Source organism: Pedobacter sp. CAN_A7, from assembly GCF_015752175.1.
GTDB lineage: Bacteria > Bacteroidota > Bacteroidia > Sphingobacteriales > Sphingobacteriaceae > Pedobacter.
The window spans coordinates 1,172,571-1,189,840 of sequence record NZ_JADOUW010000001.1; the positions used below are offsets into that span (position 1 = coordinate 1,172,571).

Below are 17,270 nucleotides of genomic sequence, written 5' to 3' on the forward strand. Positions count from 1 at the left end.
GCAGTACTACTTACAGCAGTTTCCCTGCTTTTAGCACATCCGTAATCAATTGGTAGGTATTTGTTAACAATGGTTCCAGCGAATCTTTACCATACCAGTCGGCCTTGGTAATGCCTTCTTCCTTTTGAGGTACCAGCTTAGGTTGCCCTTTAACCGTCATGCTGTACCAATTGGTCTTCTTTAGCATTACTTTCCCACTCAGTTCATAAATGTGGTAGGTTTTACACAACTTTTCATCGTTGGTTAAAATTTTCACCCCACACTCCTCTTCCACTTCCCGCAAGGCGGCCTGTTTCATTTTCTCGCCTTTTTCGACCTTACCTTTGGGTAAATCCCACTTTTTATTTCTAAAAATAAACAAGTAGTTGCCCTTTTCGCTTTGCACCAATCCACCGGCAGCCTTAATTAATACACATTGTGCCTTTATCAATTTGAAGGTTGCTTTTGGATCTTCACATCGCAACAAATAGTGCATGCTGCCACCCTTTTCTAAATTCTTATAAAAAGTTGAAAAATCAAAAGACTGTACATCAATCAATTGCAAACCCAAATCTTCATCTGGAAAACTATCTGCAATAAACAAGGAACTATCATTAATATATATTCTGTAATTTCTGTATTTTTGGACCATGTATATTAAAAGTGAAATTGAATTAAAGGTAGCTGAATTTCTTTTACAAATTAAAGCAATAAAATTACAACCTACGAATCCTTTTACCTGGGCTTCTGGTTGGAAATCTCCAATATATTGCGATAATAGAATCACGCTCTCACATCCTTCAGTTAGAACATACATTAGACAGAAGCTTACGCAATTGGTTCAGGAAGAATTTGGCTCCGTAGATTTAATTGCTGGCGTGGCAACTGCAGGTATACCGCAAGGTGTTCTTGTTGCCCAGGAGCTTGGTTTGCCTTTCGCTTATGTACGTGCTAAAGCAAAAGAACATGGCACCGGTAGTTTGATTGAAGGTGAAATTGTAGAAGGACAACGTGTAGTAGTGGTAGAAGATTTAATTTCTACCGGTAAAAGCAGCATTCAGGCTATTGAAGCTTTAAGAGGTGCAGGACTTTCTGTTGCTGGTTTAGTATCCATCTTCACCTATGGTTTCGATCTGGCAGATGAGAACTTTAAACAAGCAAAATGCCGTCATTCCAGTTTATCTAATTACACCACCCTGATTGAATATGCTGCAGAGCATAGCTTTATCGGTGAAAACGATGTGGAGCTTCTAGCAAAATGGCGTAAAGACCCTGCCAACTGGGGGAAAGAACTTGAACAACTAAACTAACCATAATGACTGTTATTGAAAGCACCACAGAGATCAATCTCCCTGTAGAAAAAGTATACACCTTTCTTGCCGATTTAAATAATCACCAGCAATTGATGCCGGAGAATATTTATAACTGGTCTTCCACAGAAGATACGGCTAGTTTCACCATCCAGAATATGGCTAAATTAGCTATCGCCATTACCAGCCGCATCCCAAATGAAGAGTTGATTGCTACGCCAACGGAAAAAGCACCATTTGATTTGGAATTAAAATGGACAGTTGCCGATAATGGACAAGGTGGAACCACTGCCAAAAACATTATCTCTGCCGATTTAAATATGATGATGAAAATGATTGCTGCAGGCCCACTGCAAAAATTAGCTGACCATCAGACCAGCAAACTAAAAGAAGTTTTAGCATAAAAAATAGTAAAAGCCGGACCGATAATATATTGATCCGGCTTATTACATTCATCCGCTAAGCAATTCCCAGCTTAGCTCCAAACTCTCTTCACCATCTTTCTTATTTAAAGTACAATCATACTGATTAAGTAGCTAAAAGAACTTAAGCCCCATTCTTTATTTTAGAAGAACAGATAACCTGTAAAAAATTCAGATAAAATTAAACCCAGCGGCCATAATGTCGTATAGGTTAAATGTTTACAGACAATTTTTCCGCTCTTTGGAACAATTTCGGCATGGCATTTCTTTTGTGCAGCCCTTAACATGAACTTCAACAACTTTACAATCAAAGCCCAGGAAGCAGTCCAACAGGCTTCCGAAATAGCCCAAGGCAACCAGCAACAGGCTATTGAGACCGCACACCTGCTTAAAGGTTTGCTACATGTTGATGAAAACGTGGTATCGTATGTACTAAAAAAACTAAATGTTAATTTGAACCTGCTTAATCAGCACCTGGATGAGAAAATTTCCAGGTTCCCAAAGGTGAGCGGCAGTAACGTATACTTATCAACAGCCACCAATTTGGCTTTGCAAAAAGCTCAATCTTACCTGAAAGAATTCAAGGATGAATTTGTGTCGGTCGAACACTTGTTATTGGGGGTTTTAGCCGCAAATGACGATACATCCAAGATGTTGAAAGACCAGGGGGTTAACGAAAAAGACATGAAAAAGGCGGTAATTGCCTTGCGTGGCGATAACCGGGTAACGGATCAAAATGCGGAGACTACTTACAATGCCTTGAATAAATATGCACGAAATTTAAACGAATACGCTGAATCTGGTAAGCTTGATCCGGTTATTGGTCGTGATGAGGAGATTAGGCGGGTCATTCAGATCCTTTCGCGAAGAACAAAAAATAACCCTATTTTAATTGGTGAGCCTGGTGTGGGTAAAACCGCCATTGCCGAAGGTATTGCCTTTAGGATCATTAAAGGTGATGTACCAGAAAACTTAAAGTCTAAAACCGTTTATTCACTTGATATGGGATCGCTGATTGCTGGTGCCAAATATAAAGGTGAGTTTGAAGAACGTTTAAAAGCCGTGGTAAAAGAGGTAACACAAAGTGATGGAGACATCATTTTATTCATCGATGAGATTCATACTTTAGTAGGTGCCGGTGGTGGTGAAGGTGCTATGGATGCCGCGAATATATTGAAGCCAGCCTTAGCGCGCGGTGAATTAAGAGCCATTGGCGCAACGACCTTAGATGAATACCAGAAATACCTGGAAAAAGATAAAGCGTTGGAACGTCGTTTCCAGAAAGTGATGGTAGATGAACCTGATACACAGGATGCTATTTCTATCCTTAGGGGTTTAAAAGAACGGTATGAAACGCACCATAAAGTGCGTATTAAAGACGAAGCCATTATTGCCGCTGTAGAGATGTCTCAGCGTTATATTTCTGATCGTTTTCTTCCCGATAAGGCCATCGACTTAATGGATGAATCAGCTTCGAAACTGCGCATGGAAATGGATAGCGTACCTGAGCATGTAGACGAGCTGAACCGACGTATTATGCAGCTGGAAATTGAGCGAGAGGCCATTAAGCGGGAGAATGACGAGAAAAAAGTGCAAAGCCTTGGCGAAGAGATTGCGAACCTGGCGGCTGAACGTGATGAGCTGAAAGCCAAATGGCAAAGTGAGAAAGATGTGGTTGACGGAATAAACAATTACCTTGAACAGATTGAAAATTATAAACAGGAAGCCGAACAAGCGGAACGTGCAGGTGATTATGGCAAAGTAGCGGAGATCCGGTACGGAAAAATAAAAGAGGCACAAGACCATGTTGACAAGCTGAAAACAGAACTGGAGAGTCAGCAAATAGAAGGTCGTATGCTCAAAGAAGAGGTAACAGCCGACGACATTGCAGGCGTTGTAGCCCGCTGGACAGGAATTCCGGTCACAAAACTGGTGTCCAGCGAACGTGAGAAACTGTTGAACCTTGAAGATGAGCTGCACAAACGTGTGGCTGGTCAGGAAGAAGCCATTGAAGCGATATCTGACGCCATCCGCCGTTCCCGTGCAGGCTTACAGGATAAACGTAAACCTATTGGCTCTTTTATCTTCCTGGGAACTACAGGAGTAGGTAAAACTGAATTGGCGAAAGCCTTAGCGGAGTTTTTGTTTAACGACGAGAACGCACTAACCCGTATAGACATGAGTGAATACCAGGAACGCCATGCGGTATCGCGCTTAATTGGTGCCCCTCCGGGATATGTGGGATATGATGAAGGCGGACAGCTGACGGAAGCGGTGAGACGTAAACCTTATTCAGTCATCCTGCTGGATGAAATTGAAAAGGCGCACCCTGATGTGTTTAACATTTTGCTGCAAGTATTGGATGATGGCCGTTTAACGGATAATAAAGGCCGCTTAGTAAACTTTAAAAATACCATTATCATTATGACCTCGAATATTGGGTCGCACCTGATCATGGAAAATTTTAAAGGACTAGATGAGCTTAACCGCGATGAAGTGATTGCCAAGACAAAAAATGAATTGTTTGAATTGCTGAAACAAACCATCAGACCTGAGTTTTTAAACAGGATTGACGAGTTGATTATGTTTACGCCACTTGACCGCAGGGAAATACGTGCGATTGTAGAACTGCAATTTAAACATGTACAACAAACACTTCGCGAAATGGGGGTTGAAATTGAAGCCTCTGCTGAAGCTTTAGACTGGCTTGGTGAACTAGGTTACGACCCTCAATTTGGTGCACGCCCGTTGAAAAGGGTAATCCAAAAACGTATCCTTAACGAACTTTCTAAAGATATCCTTGCTGGTAAAATTAATAAAGAGAGTAAAATACGCTTAGATATGTTCGATCATAATTTTGTGTTTCTTAATACAGAGGCGGAAAAAGAAGTTTAAAATCACTATTTTAAATTGTTTTAAAAAAAGCAGACCACCGTGTCTGCTTTTTTTTGTCATAAAACCCCAATATTCCCATTTCTATACGTATAAACCGAACTTTTTTGCGGTAAAATTGTTAACCCTATAAAATCACTAAAGCTATAATCACCCAAACTAATGAAAATCGCCTACATATCGACTTATCCTCCCCGTGAATGTGGAATTGCCACATTTAATCACAATCTGTTACAAGCAATTGGCTACGACAAAAAGTCTGTTTCGGACAAAAGTTTTGTGGTTGCCATGACCGATGCGGATCAACTGAAGGAGTATAAATATCCAAAAGAGGTGGAGTTCATCATTCGTCAGGAAAACCAAAAAGATTACATCCGTGGCGCTGATTACATTAACACCAGTTTAGTTGATGCCGTGATTCTAGAGCATGAATTCGGAATATATGGTGGTAACGATGGTGTGTATGTGTTACCATTGATTGCACGTTTGCAAAAACCGTTAATCACTATTCTACATACCATTTTGAAAGACCCAAGTTTTATGCAGCTGACCATCATTAGGGAAATTGCAAAATATTCGTCCAAAATTGTGGTTATGAGCCATCGTGCCGTGGGCTTTTTGACTAGCATCTATGATATCCCATTGGATAAAATACAGTTGATTGAACATGGCGTACCTGATCTGGAGCCTAAAGAAGATAATCCGGTAACACTTTCTACAGCATTTAAGAACAAAAAGGTGCTCTTTACTTTCGGTTTAATTGGCCGAAACAAAGGTTTAGAAACTGTGATTTCGGCTTTACCAAAAATAGTAGAGAAAAACCCCGACGTGATGTATGTGATTTTAGGTACCACACATCCGGGAGTGATAAAAAGTTCAGGAGAAGAATACCGCGATAGCCTAAAAAAACTGGCCAGGAAACTTCATGTAGAAAACCATATTACCTTTATCAATAAATTTGTATCGGAACATGAATTACACGACTTTTTAACGGCCTGTCATTTTTATATTACCCCTTACCTTAATGAAGCACAGATAACAAGTGGTACATTGTCATATGCCGTTGGTGCAGGGGCTGCTGTAATTTCTACGCCTTACTGGCATGCACAGGAGTTACTGGCCGACAACCGGGGTAAACTTTTCGATTTTAAAGATCATAATGCCTTAGCTAATATTGTAAATGAGCTTTTCGACAATCCTGAAATGCTCGCTACGCTTAAGCGAAATGCTTTTGAGTATGGCAGGCACCTACGTTGGCCAGAAATAGGCAGTGTTTTTATTAAGACCATTAAAGACGCCATCTCTAAAGCTACCCTGGCAAGGGAAGAAAATAAACCCATCATTGACCCTGATTTGATGCCTGCCTTTAGTCTGGCACATATACAGCGGTTAACGGATGATACCGGAATTGTGCAACATGCTAAATATGGAATTCCGAACCTGAAAGAAGGTTACTGTCTTGATGATAATGCCCGGGCATTGATAGCAGTCATTTTAGCCTACCAGCAAAACAAGAGTAAAGTGGCTTTGCAGCTGTTACCTGTGTATTTAAGTTATATACAATACATGCAGTGTGATGACGGAAATTACAGGAATTTTTTAAGTTTCAAACGTGAATATTTAGACGAAGTAGGGTCAGAAGATTCCTTCGGCAGAACTATCTGGGCCTTAGGGTACCTGATTAAAAATGCACCAAACAACTCCTACCGCGAGTTTGCTACGGAATTGTTTATTAAGTCTATCCCCCAGTTTAGCAAGTTGGAACACCTGCGCGGCATTGCCAACACCATGATTGGTTTAAATTTTTATCTACAAGCTAACCCTGGTGATGAAGGTGTTGGCCGCGAAATGAACCAACTGGCTACCAGTTTAAAATCTGCTTACAAGGCCCACAAGGAAGATAACTGGCATTGGTATGAAGAAAAACTGACTTATGATAACGGCATTTTGCCACTGGCACTGCTTTCTCATTACGAATCCTGCCATGATCAGGAATCCTTAGCTATAGCAATGGAAAGTATGAATTTCCTAACCACACGCACACTAGATAAGGGTTACCTGAATCCGGTAGGGAATGATGGCTGGTTATACAGAAATGAGGACATGGCAATTTTTGATCAGCAGGCAATAGAAACCATGGCCATGGTGCTCATGTATTTTAAAGCTTACCAGATTACACACAATTTGGAATATATAAAGGATATGTACCTGTGTTACCAATGGTTTCTGGGCGAAAACACCCTGAGGCTACCGTTATACGACCATGAAACAAAAGGTTGCGGGGATGGCTTGCAAACTTATGGCGTAAATCGGAATCAAGGTGCAGAAAGCACACTGGCTTATTGGATATCACACCTTGTGGTGCTGAAAGCCCTGGAATATGAGTACGAGTTTAACCATGAACGGGAAAGCCTGGATATTCAGAAGATTTCTTAATAATAAGAACAAGTAAAAACTAATGATGGTTTCATTGAATTTTGAAACCATCATTAGTTTTAAGCAAACAAAGCGCTGATATTGCTTCATTTCCAATAAAAAATATATACTCCTTGAAGTGATGATCAGTTCAAAGCTACAAGTGCTGATGCTCGCTTCATTTCCAATAAAACAAACATAAACTCAATGAAAATAGCTGTTCTAGCACCTGTGGCCTGGCGTACGCCGCCCCGTCATTATGGCCCATGGGAACAAATGGCATCAAACCTTTGTGAAGGATTGGTCAAAGCAGGCGTAGAAATCACTTTATTTGCCACCGGAGATTCGCTGACCGCAGGGAAGCTGGATTATGTTATCGATAAAGGCTATGAAGAAGACCGAGATCAGGATGCTAAAGTACTCGAGTGCCTTCATATTAGTAACCTGATGGAAAAGGCAGGTTCATTTGACCTCATCCACAATCATTTCGACTTTCTACCCCTTACCTATTCCAGGCTGATCAGCACGCCAATGGTAACTACTATACATGGTTTTTCGTCGGAGAAGATTGTAAGGGTATATCAAAAGTACAACGATACCAGTCATTATGTATCCATCAGTGATGCCAATCGGCATCCCGACCTTAGTTATGCGGCCACGGTTTATAATGGCCTGGATAGCAAGAATTTTACCTTTAAGCAAGATGCTGAAGACTACCTTTTGTTTTTTGGTCGGCTACATCCCGACAAAGGGGTGTTAGAAGCTATAGAAATTGCGACAAGGAGTAACAGGAAGTTAAAAATTGCTGGCATAATTCAGGATGAACAATATTTTAAAACAGCTATAGAACCGCTATTAAATGAACAGATCACTTTTTTAGGTGCTGCCGGACCAGCGCAAAGAAATGAACTGCTTGGCCATGCTTATGCATTGTTGCATCCAATCAGTTTCGCTGAACCATTTGGCCTAAGCGTTGCTGAAGCCATGTTATGTGGCACGCCTGTGATTGCTTTTAACAAAGGATCTATGCCAGAGTTAATTAACCACGGCACAACAGGTTTTCTTGTCGATAATATAAAGGAAGCTGTCGATGCAGTAACCAAAATCCCAACCATTGATAGAGAGGATTGCAGGGATTGGGCACTAAGCAAGTTTACAACAGAAAAAATGGTAGAAGGTTATTTAACCCTCTACCATCAGCTATTAAACAGTTAATGTTTTTGTTTCACTAACCGACTGTTTCAGTTTTTCTAACAAACGCTCCAGGTTTACTGAGGCAAAAGAAGAACAATAATCAGACAAACCGTATGGGATAATCAGTTCGCCATTGTGTATAATGGAACCACATGAGTACAATACATTGGGAACATATCCCTCACGCTCATCATTGTTAGGGATAACCAGCGGCTCATGTAAGCGACCTATTTCAATGGACGGATCTTGTAAATCTAATAGGGAAGCTCCCAAACAGTACCTACGCATTGGGCCAACACCATGGGTAATAACTAACCAGCCATCTTCGGTTTCAATTGGTGAACCACAATTCCCAATCTGTACAAATTCCCAGGGGAATTCTGGTGTCTGTAATTTAATCGGGTCGTCCCATACCGTCAGTTTATCTGAATACATCAGGTAATTGTTCCAACCATCAATACGGGAAAGCATGGCATACCTACCGTTAATTTTACGTGGAAACAAGGCCAGATTTTTATTCTGTGCACCTTCGCCATGTAATGGACTTACCTTAAAATCATAAAAATCACTGGTTTCTAATAGTTTTGGCAGTATGATGCTCCCATCAAATGCGGTATAAGTTGCGTAATATTTAATAGTGCCATCATCTTTTACAAAACGTACAAAACGGGCATCTTCAATACCCTTACGTTCAAATTCTGAAATCGGAAAAATTACCCGGTCAGAAATATCCGTATCCCTGGAGAAACTCATTTCCTGGTAGGTATCAGAAAGCCATAATACTTTTTCGTATTCTAATTTAAGCACCTCATCAGGTTGTATTGCTTTAGACTCCAGGATCACCCTTCTTAATTCCGCGTATTCGAACTTATCCGATAACCTGGCGTCTAATTCACCTAAAATAGTTGCATCAATATTGGTGACATCTGCTTTCTTTAAAAACAATTTCTTGTTGTATACAGCATTACGGATCACCTCTGCTTCGTCAACATAGTTGCCCGCTGGTGAAATAGTAATATTGCCCTGTCGATCCAACAGTGCCCTTCTAAACACTACAGATGAAATATGCCCCTCACCCACTGCCCTAAAGCTGATGATAACGCGTTTTTCCCCTTCCACCAGATCTGATTGATTTGGATCGTCTACAATGGAAGGGTTAAAAAAGGCAGCTGACTCAATAGAATATTCATGGGTGAAATAAGAACCCATTAGTAATTTGCGGTAACCAGAAAGACCTTCATAATCGATACCTATCTGTTCTATGATTGGTTTAACTTTCTTGCAATGACGCGTTAATATTTTGGTAATGTTCCGGTGTCTTTTTGAGTATTCCTGTAGCAATGGGGAGATTAAACCGAATACCTCTTGCTCGGATAGTTTAAGTACATTTTTAATTACTTGTTTTGCGCGTTCATCGCCGTTAAAAAAATACCTGGCGATCACTCGTTTTGGATCAGGGTAAACTTTAATCTCTTTACGCTCTATTATTAGTCTCATGGCTTTACAACGTTTTAAACGATCAATATGATTTAAGAAAAATATAAAAATATATTGATATAACTGAGTTTGTTACTATTAATTATAAATAAACCTGAAATTAACTGCCATAATATGTACGGCTTAAACTGACAAAACAACAATAATAGTCAAAGTGACTGATTGAACAATTTACAAGTATTCAGTGTATATATGCGGGTTTGTCACAGCAAAATAATATATAATTAAGTCGAAATCAATTATCACTTTAAGAATGAAGCGTTTACCAAAAAGCGCCTTATTAGTTATTGACGTATGATTAACCTTTGGCACAGCCATTGACTATATGACATCAATAGTCAGTAGTTATAACACTGGGTATATTTATAAATTAAAACACAGAAGAAGATGAAAAAGTTATTATTATCCATGGTTGCAGTTGCTGCATTTGCTTTTACAACCCAGGCTCAAACAGAAAAAGGTAATGTATTATTAGGTGGAAATGTTGGTTTCAACACTTCAAAAGCAGGCGGTGCTGATAAAGCTGATGTGAACTTTAAAATTGTTCCAACTGTAGGTTATTTCGTAAGCGATAATTTTGCAATTGGTACAGGTGTAGGTTACAACTATAACAAACAAGTAAGCGATAATTATTTAAACCAGGCTTTCGAAGTATCACCATTTGGCCGTTACTACGTTGATTTGAACGAACAATTTAAATTTTTCGGCCAGTTAGCTGTTCCTATGGCCTTTGGTAACAATAAATATGTAGATGATCAAGGTAACGCTGGTGATAAATTGGCTACGACAACCAATATTGGTGTAAACCTTGCTCCTGGTTTAGCATTCTACCCAACTAAAAATGTTGGTATAGAAATCTCTCTTGACGGTTTTGGATACAACCACTATGCAGTTGAAAGTGAATTAACTGGAAATAAAGTAGAATCTAATTCATTTGGATTTAATGCGGATACTTTTACACCGAAATTAGGTGTGATGTTCCACTTCTAAATAACAAATAAACAAGCAGCGATTTGGGAAAATTATTGCAACAAAAAAGCCCTGGCCAATTGACCAGGGCTTTTTTGTGATTGTTATCTTTTACCGTTTTTTTCCAGTTCTCTGTCAATTTCGGTAATATCAACCTGATCAGGCTGGGTAAAATCGCCAATCAGGTATTTATTAAAGTGGTCGGCCAAGCGCCAGAAGGCATATTCTGTGAGCGGACCAAAGCTATGGCGTTGGCCAGGTAAAATCACAAACTCAAACCTTTTACCAGCTTCCATTAATGAATTAGCCAGTCTGATGGTATTTGCCGGGTGTACGTTATTATCAATATCACCCGTCATAATCATTAAATGACCTTTAAGGTTTTTCGCTAACGCTGGATTTTTGTCGATATCATATTTAAATGTGGTATCGCCTTTTGCCGTAACCATTTCTTTAACCCCATGGTGTTTTTCACTCCACCAACGGTTGTAAATGCTGTTATCATGGTTACCTGCTTTAGATACCGCAGCTTTGAAAAAATGTGGATAAACCAGCATGGCTGCAGTAGACATGAAACCACCACCAGAATGGCCGGTTATACCTACCCTATCAATATCGATAAAATCGTGACGTGCAGCCAATTGCTCAACAGCCGCTTTTTTATCTGCCAATCCATAATCTCTTAAGTTTCCATAACCGAAGGTATGGTACCATTTGGAGCGTGCCGGGTGCCCTCCTCTGTTACCTACGGAAACAACAATGTAACCTAACTGTGCCAGGCGATCGGTGTTATCCATGCTTTTAGTGAATGCTTTATTCACCGCTTCTGTTTGCGGACCAGGATAAACGTATTCAATAATCGGGTACTTTTTCTTCGGATTAAAGTCGAAAGGTTTGTACATCACGCCGTATATGTCGGTCACCCCATTATCTGCCTTTACCTTAAATGGCGTTGGAAACTGGTAACCTGCAGCCATTAACAACGATAAATCTGCAGTTTCTAAATCCATTAGCTTATTACCATTAGCATCAAGCAAGGCTGATTTCGGAACCGTATTAACCCTGGAGTAGTTATTGACTACATATTTAGCCTCGTCGTTCATGTTTGCATCATGGTCGAAATCGCCAGGATTTAAAAGCTTCATACCCGATCCGTCAAAGTTTATGCGGTATAAGTGCATGTAATATGGATCTTCTTTAGCTTCACGTCCATTTGCCGTAAAGTACAACACCCGGTTCTTATGGTCGATATTCACAATACTTTCGCAATGGAATGAACCTTTGGTAATTTGATTTTTCAATTTCCCTTGTCCGTCGAAAAGGTAAAAATGTGCCCAGCCATCTCTTTCAGACCAGTGGATAATTTCTTTACCGTCATTTACTAATCCCGGGCGGTTAACTTCTACATAGGTATTAAAACGCTCCTCAATTAGCGGGGTCACTTTCTCTGTATTAATGTCGACTGCACAGATATCAATTCTTTTTAAATCTCTGCTGGTGCGTGAAATAAAGATCTTGCTATCGTTACCTAACCAAATGGACGGCCTGAATTCATTGTCTCTATCTTTATTAAGTAAAGGTGCCGACCAAAAAGATACCGATTGATCTTTAAAGGCCGCCACATCTAATTTGCGATGTGTTTTAGCCTGAAAGTTAAAAAGTAAGATCTCATCAATGGGTGCTTCTTTTTCTCCTGGCATCTGGTATTTATAACTTTGCAGGGTAGGGCGGCCTTTGGCGGTATTGTCAATCACCCAAAGGTCTTTAACCTTACGGGAATCTCTTCTGTTCAGCACAAAATATTTAGAATTAGGTGACCAAAGCACGTAAGCACGGCGACGTTTTTTGTCGTTTTTTTCCAGTTCTTCATTATTCTCTCCATCACCATCACTACCATAGGCATAAAACTTAACGCCGTCTTTAGTTAACTGGTGTTCCACAATAGTGCTGTCTTCTTCATTTTTCACCGCTTTCTTGTAGTTTTCCTTATCCATCCAGAACAAGTTATAATCGCGGGAGAAGATAATAGCAGAAGAATCTGGTGCTACAGCTCCCCAATTGGGCTTTGCTTTTGGCTTGGAATAATCAGGGACTTCTGTAAGTTTTGCGCTTGCAATATCGTAGTTAAAGAAGAATACTTTTTTTTGCAAAGAATCTGCTGCTTTTTTGTCTTTGCGATCTTTCTTCACCTCGTCAATAGTACTCTTCATTTCGAAGGTAATGCTCTTTTCATCGTTAGAAAACTTAAACTCTTCTAAGGGTAAATGCTGTGCATCAAATGGATCACGGATTATCTGAGTAAGATCGGCAGCAAGTTTAGCCATATCAAAGATTGGCTTTTTGCTTCGGCTCGCCGGATCTACGATATACCATTGTTTTCCAGCTGGCGTTTCATACTCATACCAAAAGCGATTGCTGAGTTTTAGCCAATGCGGATCAACCGTAGTTGAATAGACCATTTTTTTAATCTTTGCCGGAGAAAACCTGGAAGCCAGCTGGTAATTTGCCTTAGGCGTTTCAATTTGATTTTCGGTTAGCGTTAACGTTTTGGTTTGCGCCTGCACATCAAAACCAGATGCAGCAGCCAGCAAAGCCAGGAAGTAGAGTTTCTTCATGTGTATATTTTATTTCAAAGGCCTAAAATATTGAAATATAAACTGCAACGCACCAGTGGCATTGTAATAAATAAGATATCTTTATAGTTTTGCACATAATCTACAACAATAAACTTTCAGGAGCTTTACCATCACTACGTATCCTGCTCCTGATTGCTTTAACAATAAAAAAACAACTCAAATACCAATGAAAAAAACATTTTTGTCCTTCTCTGCTGCTGCTCTTTGCTTTTCCATGGGCTGCCAAACAAAATCACAGACCAGCGAACAGGCTACCGCTAACACGGAAACCACTGTAACTACTGATTCACTTAGGGCCGACACCGCAAAAGCCATTGACATTTCTACCATTAAAGTTGCTGATGCTAAAACCATTTTAGGACGTAAACAAGTACCTGTACTTTGTTACCACCAGATCAGGGATTGGAAAGCAACAGATTCTAAAGCGGCTAAAGATTACATTATTCCTGTAGCCACCTTTAAAGCACATATGAAATTACTTGCTGATAGTGGTTATCACACCATTTTGCCTGATCAATACTATGATTACCTGAACAATGGAACGCCACTGCCTGGTAAGCCTATTATTATCACTTTTGATGATACTGAAAAAAACCAACATGGCATTGCAGCTCCTGAATTAAAGAAATATGGTTTTAAGGCTGCCTTTTTTATCATGACGGTATCCATTGGCCGCCCAAATTACATGACTAAAGCGCAAATTAAAGAATTATCTGATGATGGTCACCTCATTGGCTCTCATACCTGGGATCATCACAATGTTAAAAAATACCAGGGTGCAGATTGGGAACTCCAAATTGAAAAGCCCACTAAAACATTAGAGGAAATAACCGGTAAAAAAATTACCCACTTTGCCTATCCATTTGGACTTTGGAACCCTGAGGCGATTCCAGAATTAAAGAAAAGAGGCATGAAGTCGGCTTATATCCTGGCGACCAAAAGAGATGAAAACGATCCCTTGTTCACCATCAGGAGAATTATAGCCAGTGGCTATTGGAGTGCCAATACCCTGAATAATAGCATTAAAAATAGTTTTTAACGCCAATAAAAACAATAAAAAGGGGTTCTTGCATTAGCAAAAACCCCTTTTTATTGTTGTATACTGAACCAGGTTTAACACACTTCCAGGATTACATATTCTTTCTGGTTAAAACTTACCGAATCTTTTACGTGTTTGCCTAATAACAATTGGCCAATTGGCGACAATGCAGATATGGCAAAATACGGTTTCTGATCAACCATGAGATGCCCTGCGCTAATACTAATGTAAAAGGAACCCTCGGTGGTGCGAACAAGGCTCCCGTTTTTAACTGTTGTAGTTGGGATAAAATCCTGGATTGATTCCAATACCTGTAAATTCTGCCGTGCATCCATTAACAATCTTTTGTTTCTTGAAATATCCTGTTGCATCATTTCGCGTGTGGTCTCAAACTTATCACCCGCACTGCTTTTGGTGTCATCATTACTAGCTTCGCGGGCTTGTTCTAATGCCGTTTCTGCCGTATCTATTCTTTGTGCTATAAATTGCTGACAAAGTTTATATAACTCGGCTTTAATATTTTCCATTTCTTATTTTCTACTGGCTTATTCTTCTATCCACTTCACTTTGCCTTCAATGGGCGTTCTGTTCGCTTCACGCGGCTTTTCTTTGTGGTAACCTACATAGAATAATCCATAACATTTCTCCTGGTCATCCAATTCTAAAAAGTTATTTAAAAAAGGCAATATTCCAGGAGAACTCCAGTACGCACCAAGATGCAGTGCTTCTGCTGTCAATGCCATATTTTGCACCGCACAGCCTATGGCAGCAATTTCCTCCCATTCAGGCACCTGATCAGGGTGTAAACGCGCATTAATCGCAATGACCACACTAGCGCGTTTTACCTTTTCAGTTAAACTATCATGCTTTTTTTGAAGGAATTTAGCTGCAGGTGTAGTTTGTGTATAAATCTGCGCCAGTGCCTCCCCTAGCTTGTCTTTTCCAGCATGCCTATACACCCTAAACCTCCAGGGTTCTGTTAGCTTATGTGTTGGTGCATAATTAGCGCTTTCCAATAAATGGTTAATTATATTTACAGGGACTTCCTCCTCGGTATAACTCACAGGAAAAACACTTCTTCGTCGTTTGATGATATTGCTTATTATCTTGAAATCTTCTGTCATCATGGTTTACTTAAGTACCATAACAAAGGTAAGTTTCATTACCGAATTAAGCGACCACCGTCTTTAATATTGCTTTAAGATTCTATCCAACAAAGCTTTTGTTTTTCTGACGCCTTCTTCTTCAGATAATTTAGAACCTTCATATTCGATGCCCACAATTCCTGTCCAATTTGCTGCTTTAACAATATCAAACATCTTTTTGTAATCAATGTTCGTTTCATCACCCTGCTCATTAAAATCATGCGATTTTGCACTCACTCCTTTTGCAAAAGGCATCAGTTCTTTAACACCCAGGTATCGGTCATATTCCTGGTCTTTACTAATTCTGAAGTTGCCAAAATCAGGTAAGGTTCCACAAAAAGGATTATTCACTTGTTTCATCACATCAGATAACCATTTCCCATCGGAAGAATAACCGCCATGGTTTTCCACAATGATGTTAATCTTTTGTTGCTGCCCGTATTCGCTAAGCTTACCCAATCCATCTACTGCAGCAGTTTTTACTTCCTCAGCAGTTCCTTTTCCAGCCGCATTTACCCTAATGGTTTTACAACCCAGGTATTTTGCTGCATCCACCCATTTATAGTGATTTTTAACCGCAGTTAAGCGAGCCGCATCGTCCGTATCCCCCAAATTCCCTTCTGCATCTACCATGATCAGGTGGTTTTGAATGCCTTCATTTTTAGTACGCGTCAACAATTCTTTCATGTAGGCAGGGTCACTTTCCTGCTTTTTAAAAAATACACTCACATATTCTACAATATCAATTCCAAAGTCAGCTTTAGCTTTCAGTGGAAAATCTAAATGATTCATTTTTCCTGCAAATAATGCTTTGTGAAATGACCATTCCGCGAGGGATATTTTGAAGAAATCTTTTTTTGCCAAAGCAAATACATCAAATGGCATTAAGGTGGTTAATCCTGCAGCTGCAGTTAATAAACCAAGGTCTTTAATAAAATTTCTACGGTTGGTTGATTTTATCATGGTATGGAATAATTAGGGTTTAGAGATTCTAAAATATAAAATATTTTCATCATTACCCCAGAGATTTATTAAAAAAGGTAGGCATTGTTACTTACCCGTTTCCATATGGGGTGCATCAACGGGCTTAGACTCTGGAGAACCTTTTTGCCTAAGGTAGATGGTTAATAATACAATTGATAAAACGGAAAGAAATTCGCTTTGCCAATTTTGAAAGGTTTCAAACCAAAACCTTGGCTCGCCTAGATAAGAGCCTATGGTAAGCGTTGGTTTATTGGAAAGCATCTGAGAGACATTATAATCCTGCCAACTCCCAAAAAGATGCATACCCCAGCTGAAAAAGAATAGCGTAAAAAATGTGAGGCCAAGAGAATTACGGTATAATATGAGTATCCACCCACCCTTTCTAACAGGCCAGGGTGCATCTGGAGACGGGACAGGTTCTCTATCTACTTCTTCCTCTTCATCTAAAGATTTAGACTCCGCAGAACCGATTTGCCTCAGCTTAATGGTGAGCAAGACGTACAAAGCCATTTGTAGGAATTCGCTTTCAAAGTTCTCAAAAGTAGCAGATATGAAGTGACCACTTTGCAGGTAAACAGATAGTGCAATGGCTTGAGCGTTTTCGTCCAGTAACTCTTGATTGTGCGTTTTCCAGCCAGTAATTGTTTGTGCAATAAAAGTGATTAGAAAAATAAATAAGAACACTAACGACAAACTATTACGATATAAAAAGCTGTGGGATTTTAAGGGTTTTGCCATGTTATATAAACTATTTAATTATTAAACAACATGTCTTGCAAAAGGTTTAG

The 17,270-nt window shown here is 39.7% G+C and carries 14 protein-coding genes; 7 read left to right on the forward strand and 7 right to left on the reverse strand.

Going from position 1 to position 17,270, the window contains the following annotated elements; all coding sequences use genetic code 11:
• Positions 1–10: 10 nt before the first annotated feature.
• Positions 11–631, reverse strand: a complete 621-nt coding sequence (locus IWX76_RS05235; protein WP_196858801.1) for an NUDIX hydrolase — start codon at positions 629–631, stop codon at positions 11–13.
• Here IWX76_RS05235 and pyrE point away from each other — a divergent pair.
• The 5 genes from pyrE to IWX76_RS05260 all read left to right on the forward strand — a co-directional run bounded on the left by pyrE (position 630) and on the right by IWX76_RS05260 (position 8,233).
• Positions 630–1,289, forward strand: a complete 660-nt coding sequence (gene pyrE / locus IWX76_RS05240) for an orotate phosphoribosyltransferase (protein WP_334641264.1) — start codon at positions 630–632, stop codon at positions 1,287–1,289. The genes IWX76_RS05235 and pyrE overlap by 2 nt on opposite strands.
• A gap of 5 nt (positions 1,290–1,294) precedes the next feature.
• Positions 1,295–1,693 (forward strand): SRPBCC family protein, encoded by a 399-nt coding sequence (locus IWX76_RS05245; protein WP_196858802.1) that lies wholly within the window; start codon positions 1,295–1,297, stop codon positions 1,691–1,693.
• A gap of 303 nt (positions 1,694–1,996) precedes the next feature.
• The gene (clpB, locus tag IWX76_RS05250) at positions 1,997–4,606 is read left to right on the forward strand and encodes an ATP-dependent chaperone ClpB (RefSeq protein WP_196858803.1); all 2,610 of its coding nucleotides are present in this window, start codon (positions 1,997–1,999) and stop codon (positions 4,604–4,606) included.
• Positions 4,607–4,765: 159 nt separating this feature from the next.
• Positions 4,766–7,039: a glycosyltransferase family 4 protein gene (locus IWX76_RS05255; protein ID WP_196858804.1), complete on the forward strand. Its 2,274-nt coding sequence runs from the start codon at positions 4,766–4,768 to the stop codon at positions 7,037–7,039.
• Between the two features lie 186 nt (positions 7,040–7,225).
• Positions 7,226–8,233, forward strand: coding sequence for a glycosyltransferase family 4 protein (locus tag IWX76_RS05260; RefSeq protein WP_196858805.1), 1,008 nt, complete (start codon positions 7,226–7,228; stop codon positions 8,231–8,233).
• Here IWX76_RS05260 and IWX76_RS05265 read toward each other — a convergent pair.
• A complete protein-coding gene (locus IWX76_RS05265) occupies positions 8,222–9,709 on the reverse strand; it encodes a glycoside hydrolase family 130 protein (RefSeq protein ID WP_196858806.1) in 1,488 nt (495 codons plus the stop codon). The genes IWX76_RS05260 and IWX76_RS05265 overlap by 12 nt on opposite strands.
• Positions 9,710–10,096: 387 nt before the next feature.
• On the opposite strand from IWX76_RS05265, the gene IWX76_RS05270 reads away from it, so the two are divergent.
• Positions 10,097–10,699 carry an outer membrane beta-barrel protein gene (locus tag IWX76_RS05270; protein ID WP_196858807.1) on the forward strand — a complete coding sequence of 201 codons (603 nt, stop codon included), beginning with the start codon at positions 10,097–10,099 and terminating at the stop codon, positions 10,697–10,699.
• Between the two features lie 83 nt (positions 10,700–10,782).
• Here the strand turns inward: IWX76_RS05270 and IWX76_RS05275 are convergent, their stop codons facing one another.
• On the reverse strand, positions 10,783–13,293 hold the full coding sequence (locus IWX76_RS05275; RefSeq protein WP_196858808.1) for a S9 family peptidase: 2,511 nt from the start codon (positions 13,291–13,293) through the stop codon (positions 10,783–10,785).
• 187 nt (positions 13,294–13,480) lie between these two features.
• Here IWX76_RS05275 and IWX76_RS05280 point away from each other — a divergent pair, with 187 nt between their 5' ends.
• Positions 13,481–14,353 (forward strand): polysaccharide deacetylase family protein, encoded by an 873-nt coding sequence (locus tag IWX76_RS05280; protein WP_196858809.1) that lies wholly within the window; start codon positions 13,481–13,483, stop codon positions 14,351–14,353.
• A 74-nt stretch (positions 14,354–14,427) separates the two neighbouring features.
• Here IWX76_RS05280 and IWX76_RS05285 read toward each other — a convergent pair whose 3' ends face one another.
• From IWX76_RS05285 to IWX76_RS05300, 4 genes are all read right to left on the reverse strand, one after another.
• Complete coding sequence (locus IWX76_RS05285; protein WP_196858810.1) at positions 14,428–14,880, reverse strand: 3-oxoacyl-ACP synthase; 453 nt, start codon at positions 14,878–14,880, stop codon at positions 14,428–14,430.
• Between the two features lie 18 nt (positions 14,881–14,898).
• Positions 14,899–15,480, reverse strand: a complete 582-nt coding sequence (locus IWX76_RS05290) for a nitroreductase family protein (RefSeq protein ID WP_334641268.1) — start codon at positions 15,478–15,480, stop codon at positions 14,899–14,901.
• A gap of 60 nt (positions 15,481–15,540) precedes the next feature.
• On the reverse strand, positions 15,541–16,461 hold the full coding sequence (locus IWX76_RS05295) for a TIM barrel protein (RefSeq protein WP_196858811.1): 921 nt from the start codon (positions 16,459–16,461) through the stop codon (positions 15,541–15,543).
• An 87-nt stretch (positions 16,462–16,548) separates the two neighbouring features.
• Positions 16,549–17,220 (reverse strand): DUF6766 family protein, encoded by a 672-nt coding sequence (locus IWX76_RS05300; RefSeq protein WP_196858812.1) that lies wholly within the window; start codon positions 17,218–17,220, stop codon positions 16,549–16,551.
• Between the last annotated feature and the right edge of the window lie 50 nt (positions 17,221–17,270).

What these genes read in the sequence shown, in the direction of transcription:
- pyrE (WP_334641264.1), top strand. Translation starts at nt 630, where the DNA reads ATGTATATTAAAAGTGAAATTGAATTAAAGGTAGCTGAATTTCTTTTA.
- IWX76_RS05235 (WP_196858801.1), bottom strand. Translation starts at nt 631, where the DNA reads ATGGTCCAAAAATACAGAAATTACAGAATATATATTAATGATAGTTCC.
- IWX76_RS05245 (WP_196858802.1), top strand. Translation starts at nt 1,295, where the DNA reads ATGACTGTTATTGAAAGCACCACAGAGATCAATCTCCCTGTAGAAAAA.
- clpB (WP_196858803.1), top strand. Translation starts at nt 1,997, where the DNA reads ATGAACTTCAACAACTTTACAATCAAAGCCCAGGAAGCAGTCCAACAG.
- IWX76_RS05255 (WP_196858804.1), top strand. Translation starts at nt 4,766, where the DNA reads ATGAAAATCGCCTACATATCGACTTATCCTCCCCGTGAATGTGGAATT.
- IWX76_RS05260 (WP_196858805.1), top strand. Translation starts at nt 7,226, where the DNA reads ATGAAAATAGCTGTTCTAGCACCTGTGGCCTGGCGTACGCCGCCCCGT.
- IWX76_RS05265 (WP_196858806.1), bottom strand. Translation starts at nt 9,709, where the DNA reads ATGAGACTAATAATAGAGCGTAAAGAGATTAAAGTTTACCCTGATCCA.
- IWX76_RS05270 (WP_196858807.1), top strand. Translation starts at nt 10,097, where the DNA reads ATGAAAAAGTTATTATTATCCATGGTTGCAGTTGCTGCATTTGCTTTT.
- IWX76_RS05275 (WP_196858808.1), bottom strand. Translation starts at nt 13,293, where the DNA reads ATGAAGAAACTCTACTTCCTGGCTTTGCTGGCTGCTGCATCTGGTTTT.
- IWX76_RS05280 (WP_196858809.1), top strand. Translation starts at nt 13,481, where the DNA reads ATGAAAAAAACATTTTTGTCCTTCTCTGCTGCTGCTCTTTGCTTTTCC.
- IWX76_RS05285 (WP_196858810.1), bottom strand. Translation starts at nt 14,880, where the DNA reads ATGGAAAATATTAAAGCCGAGTTATATAAACTTTGTCAGCAATTTATA.
- IWX76_RS05290 (WP_334641268.1), bottom strand. Translation starts at nt 15,480, where the DNA reads ATGATGACAGAAGATTTCAAGATAATAAGCAATATCATCAAACGACGA.
- IWX76_RS05295 (WP_196858811.1), bottom strand. Translation starts at nt 16,461, where the DNA reads ATGATAAAATCAACCAACCGTAGAAATTTTATTAAAGACCTTGGTTTA.
- IWX76_RS05300 (WP_196858812.1), bottom strand. Translation starts at nt 17,220, where the DNA reads ATGGCAAAACCCTTAAAATCCCACAGCTTTTTATATCGTAATAGTTTG.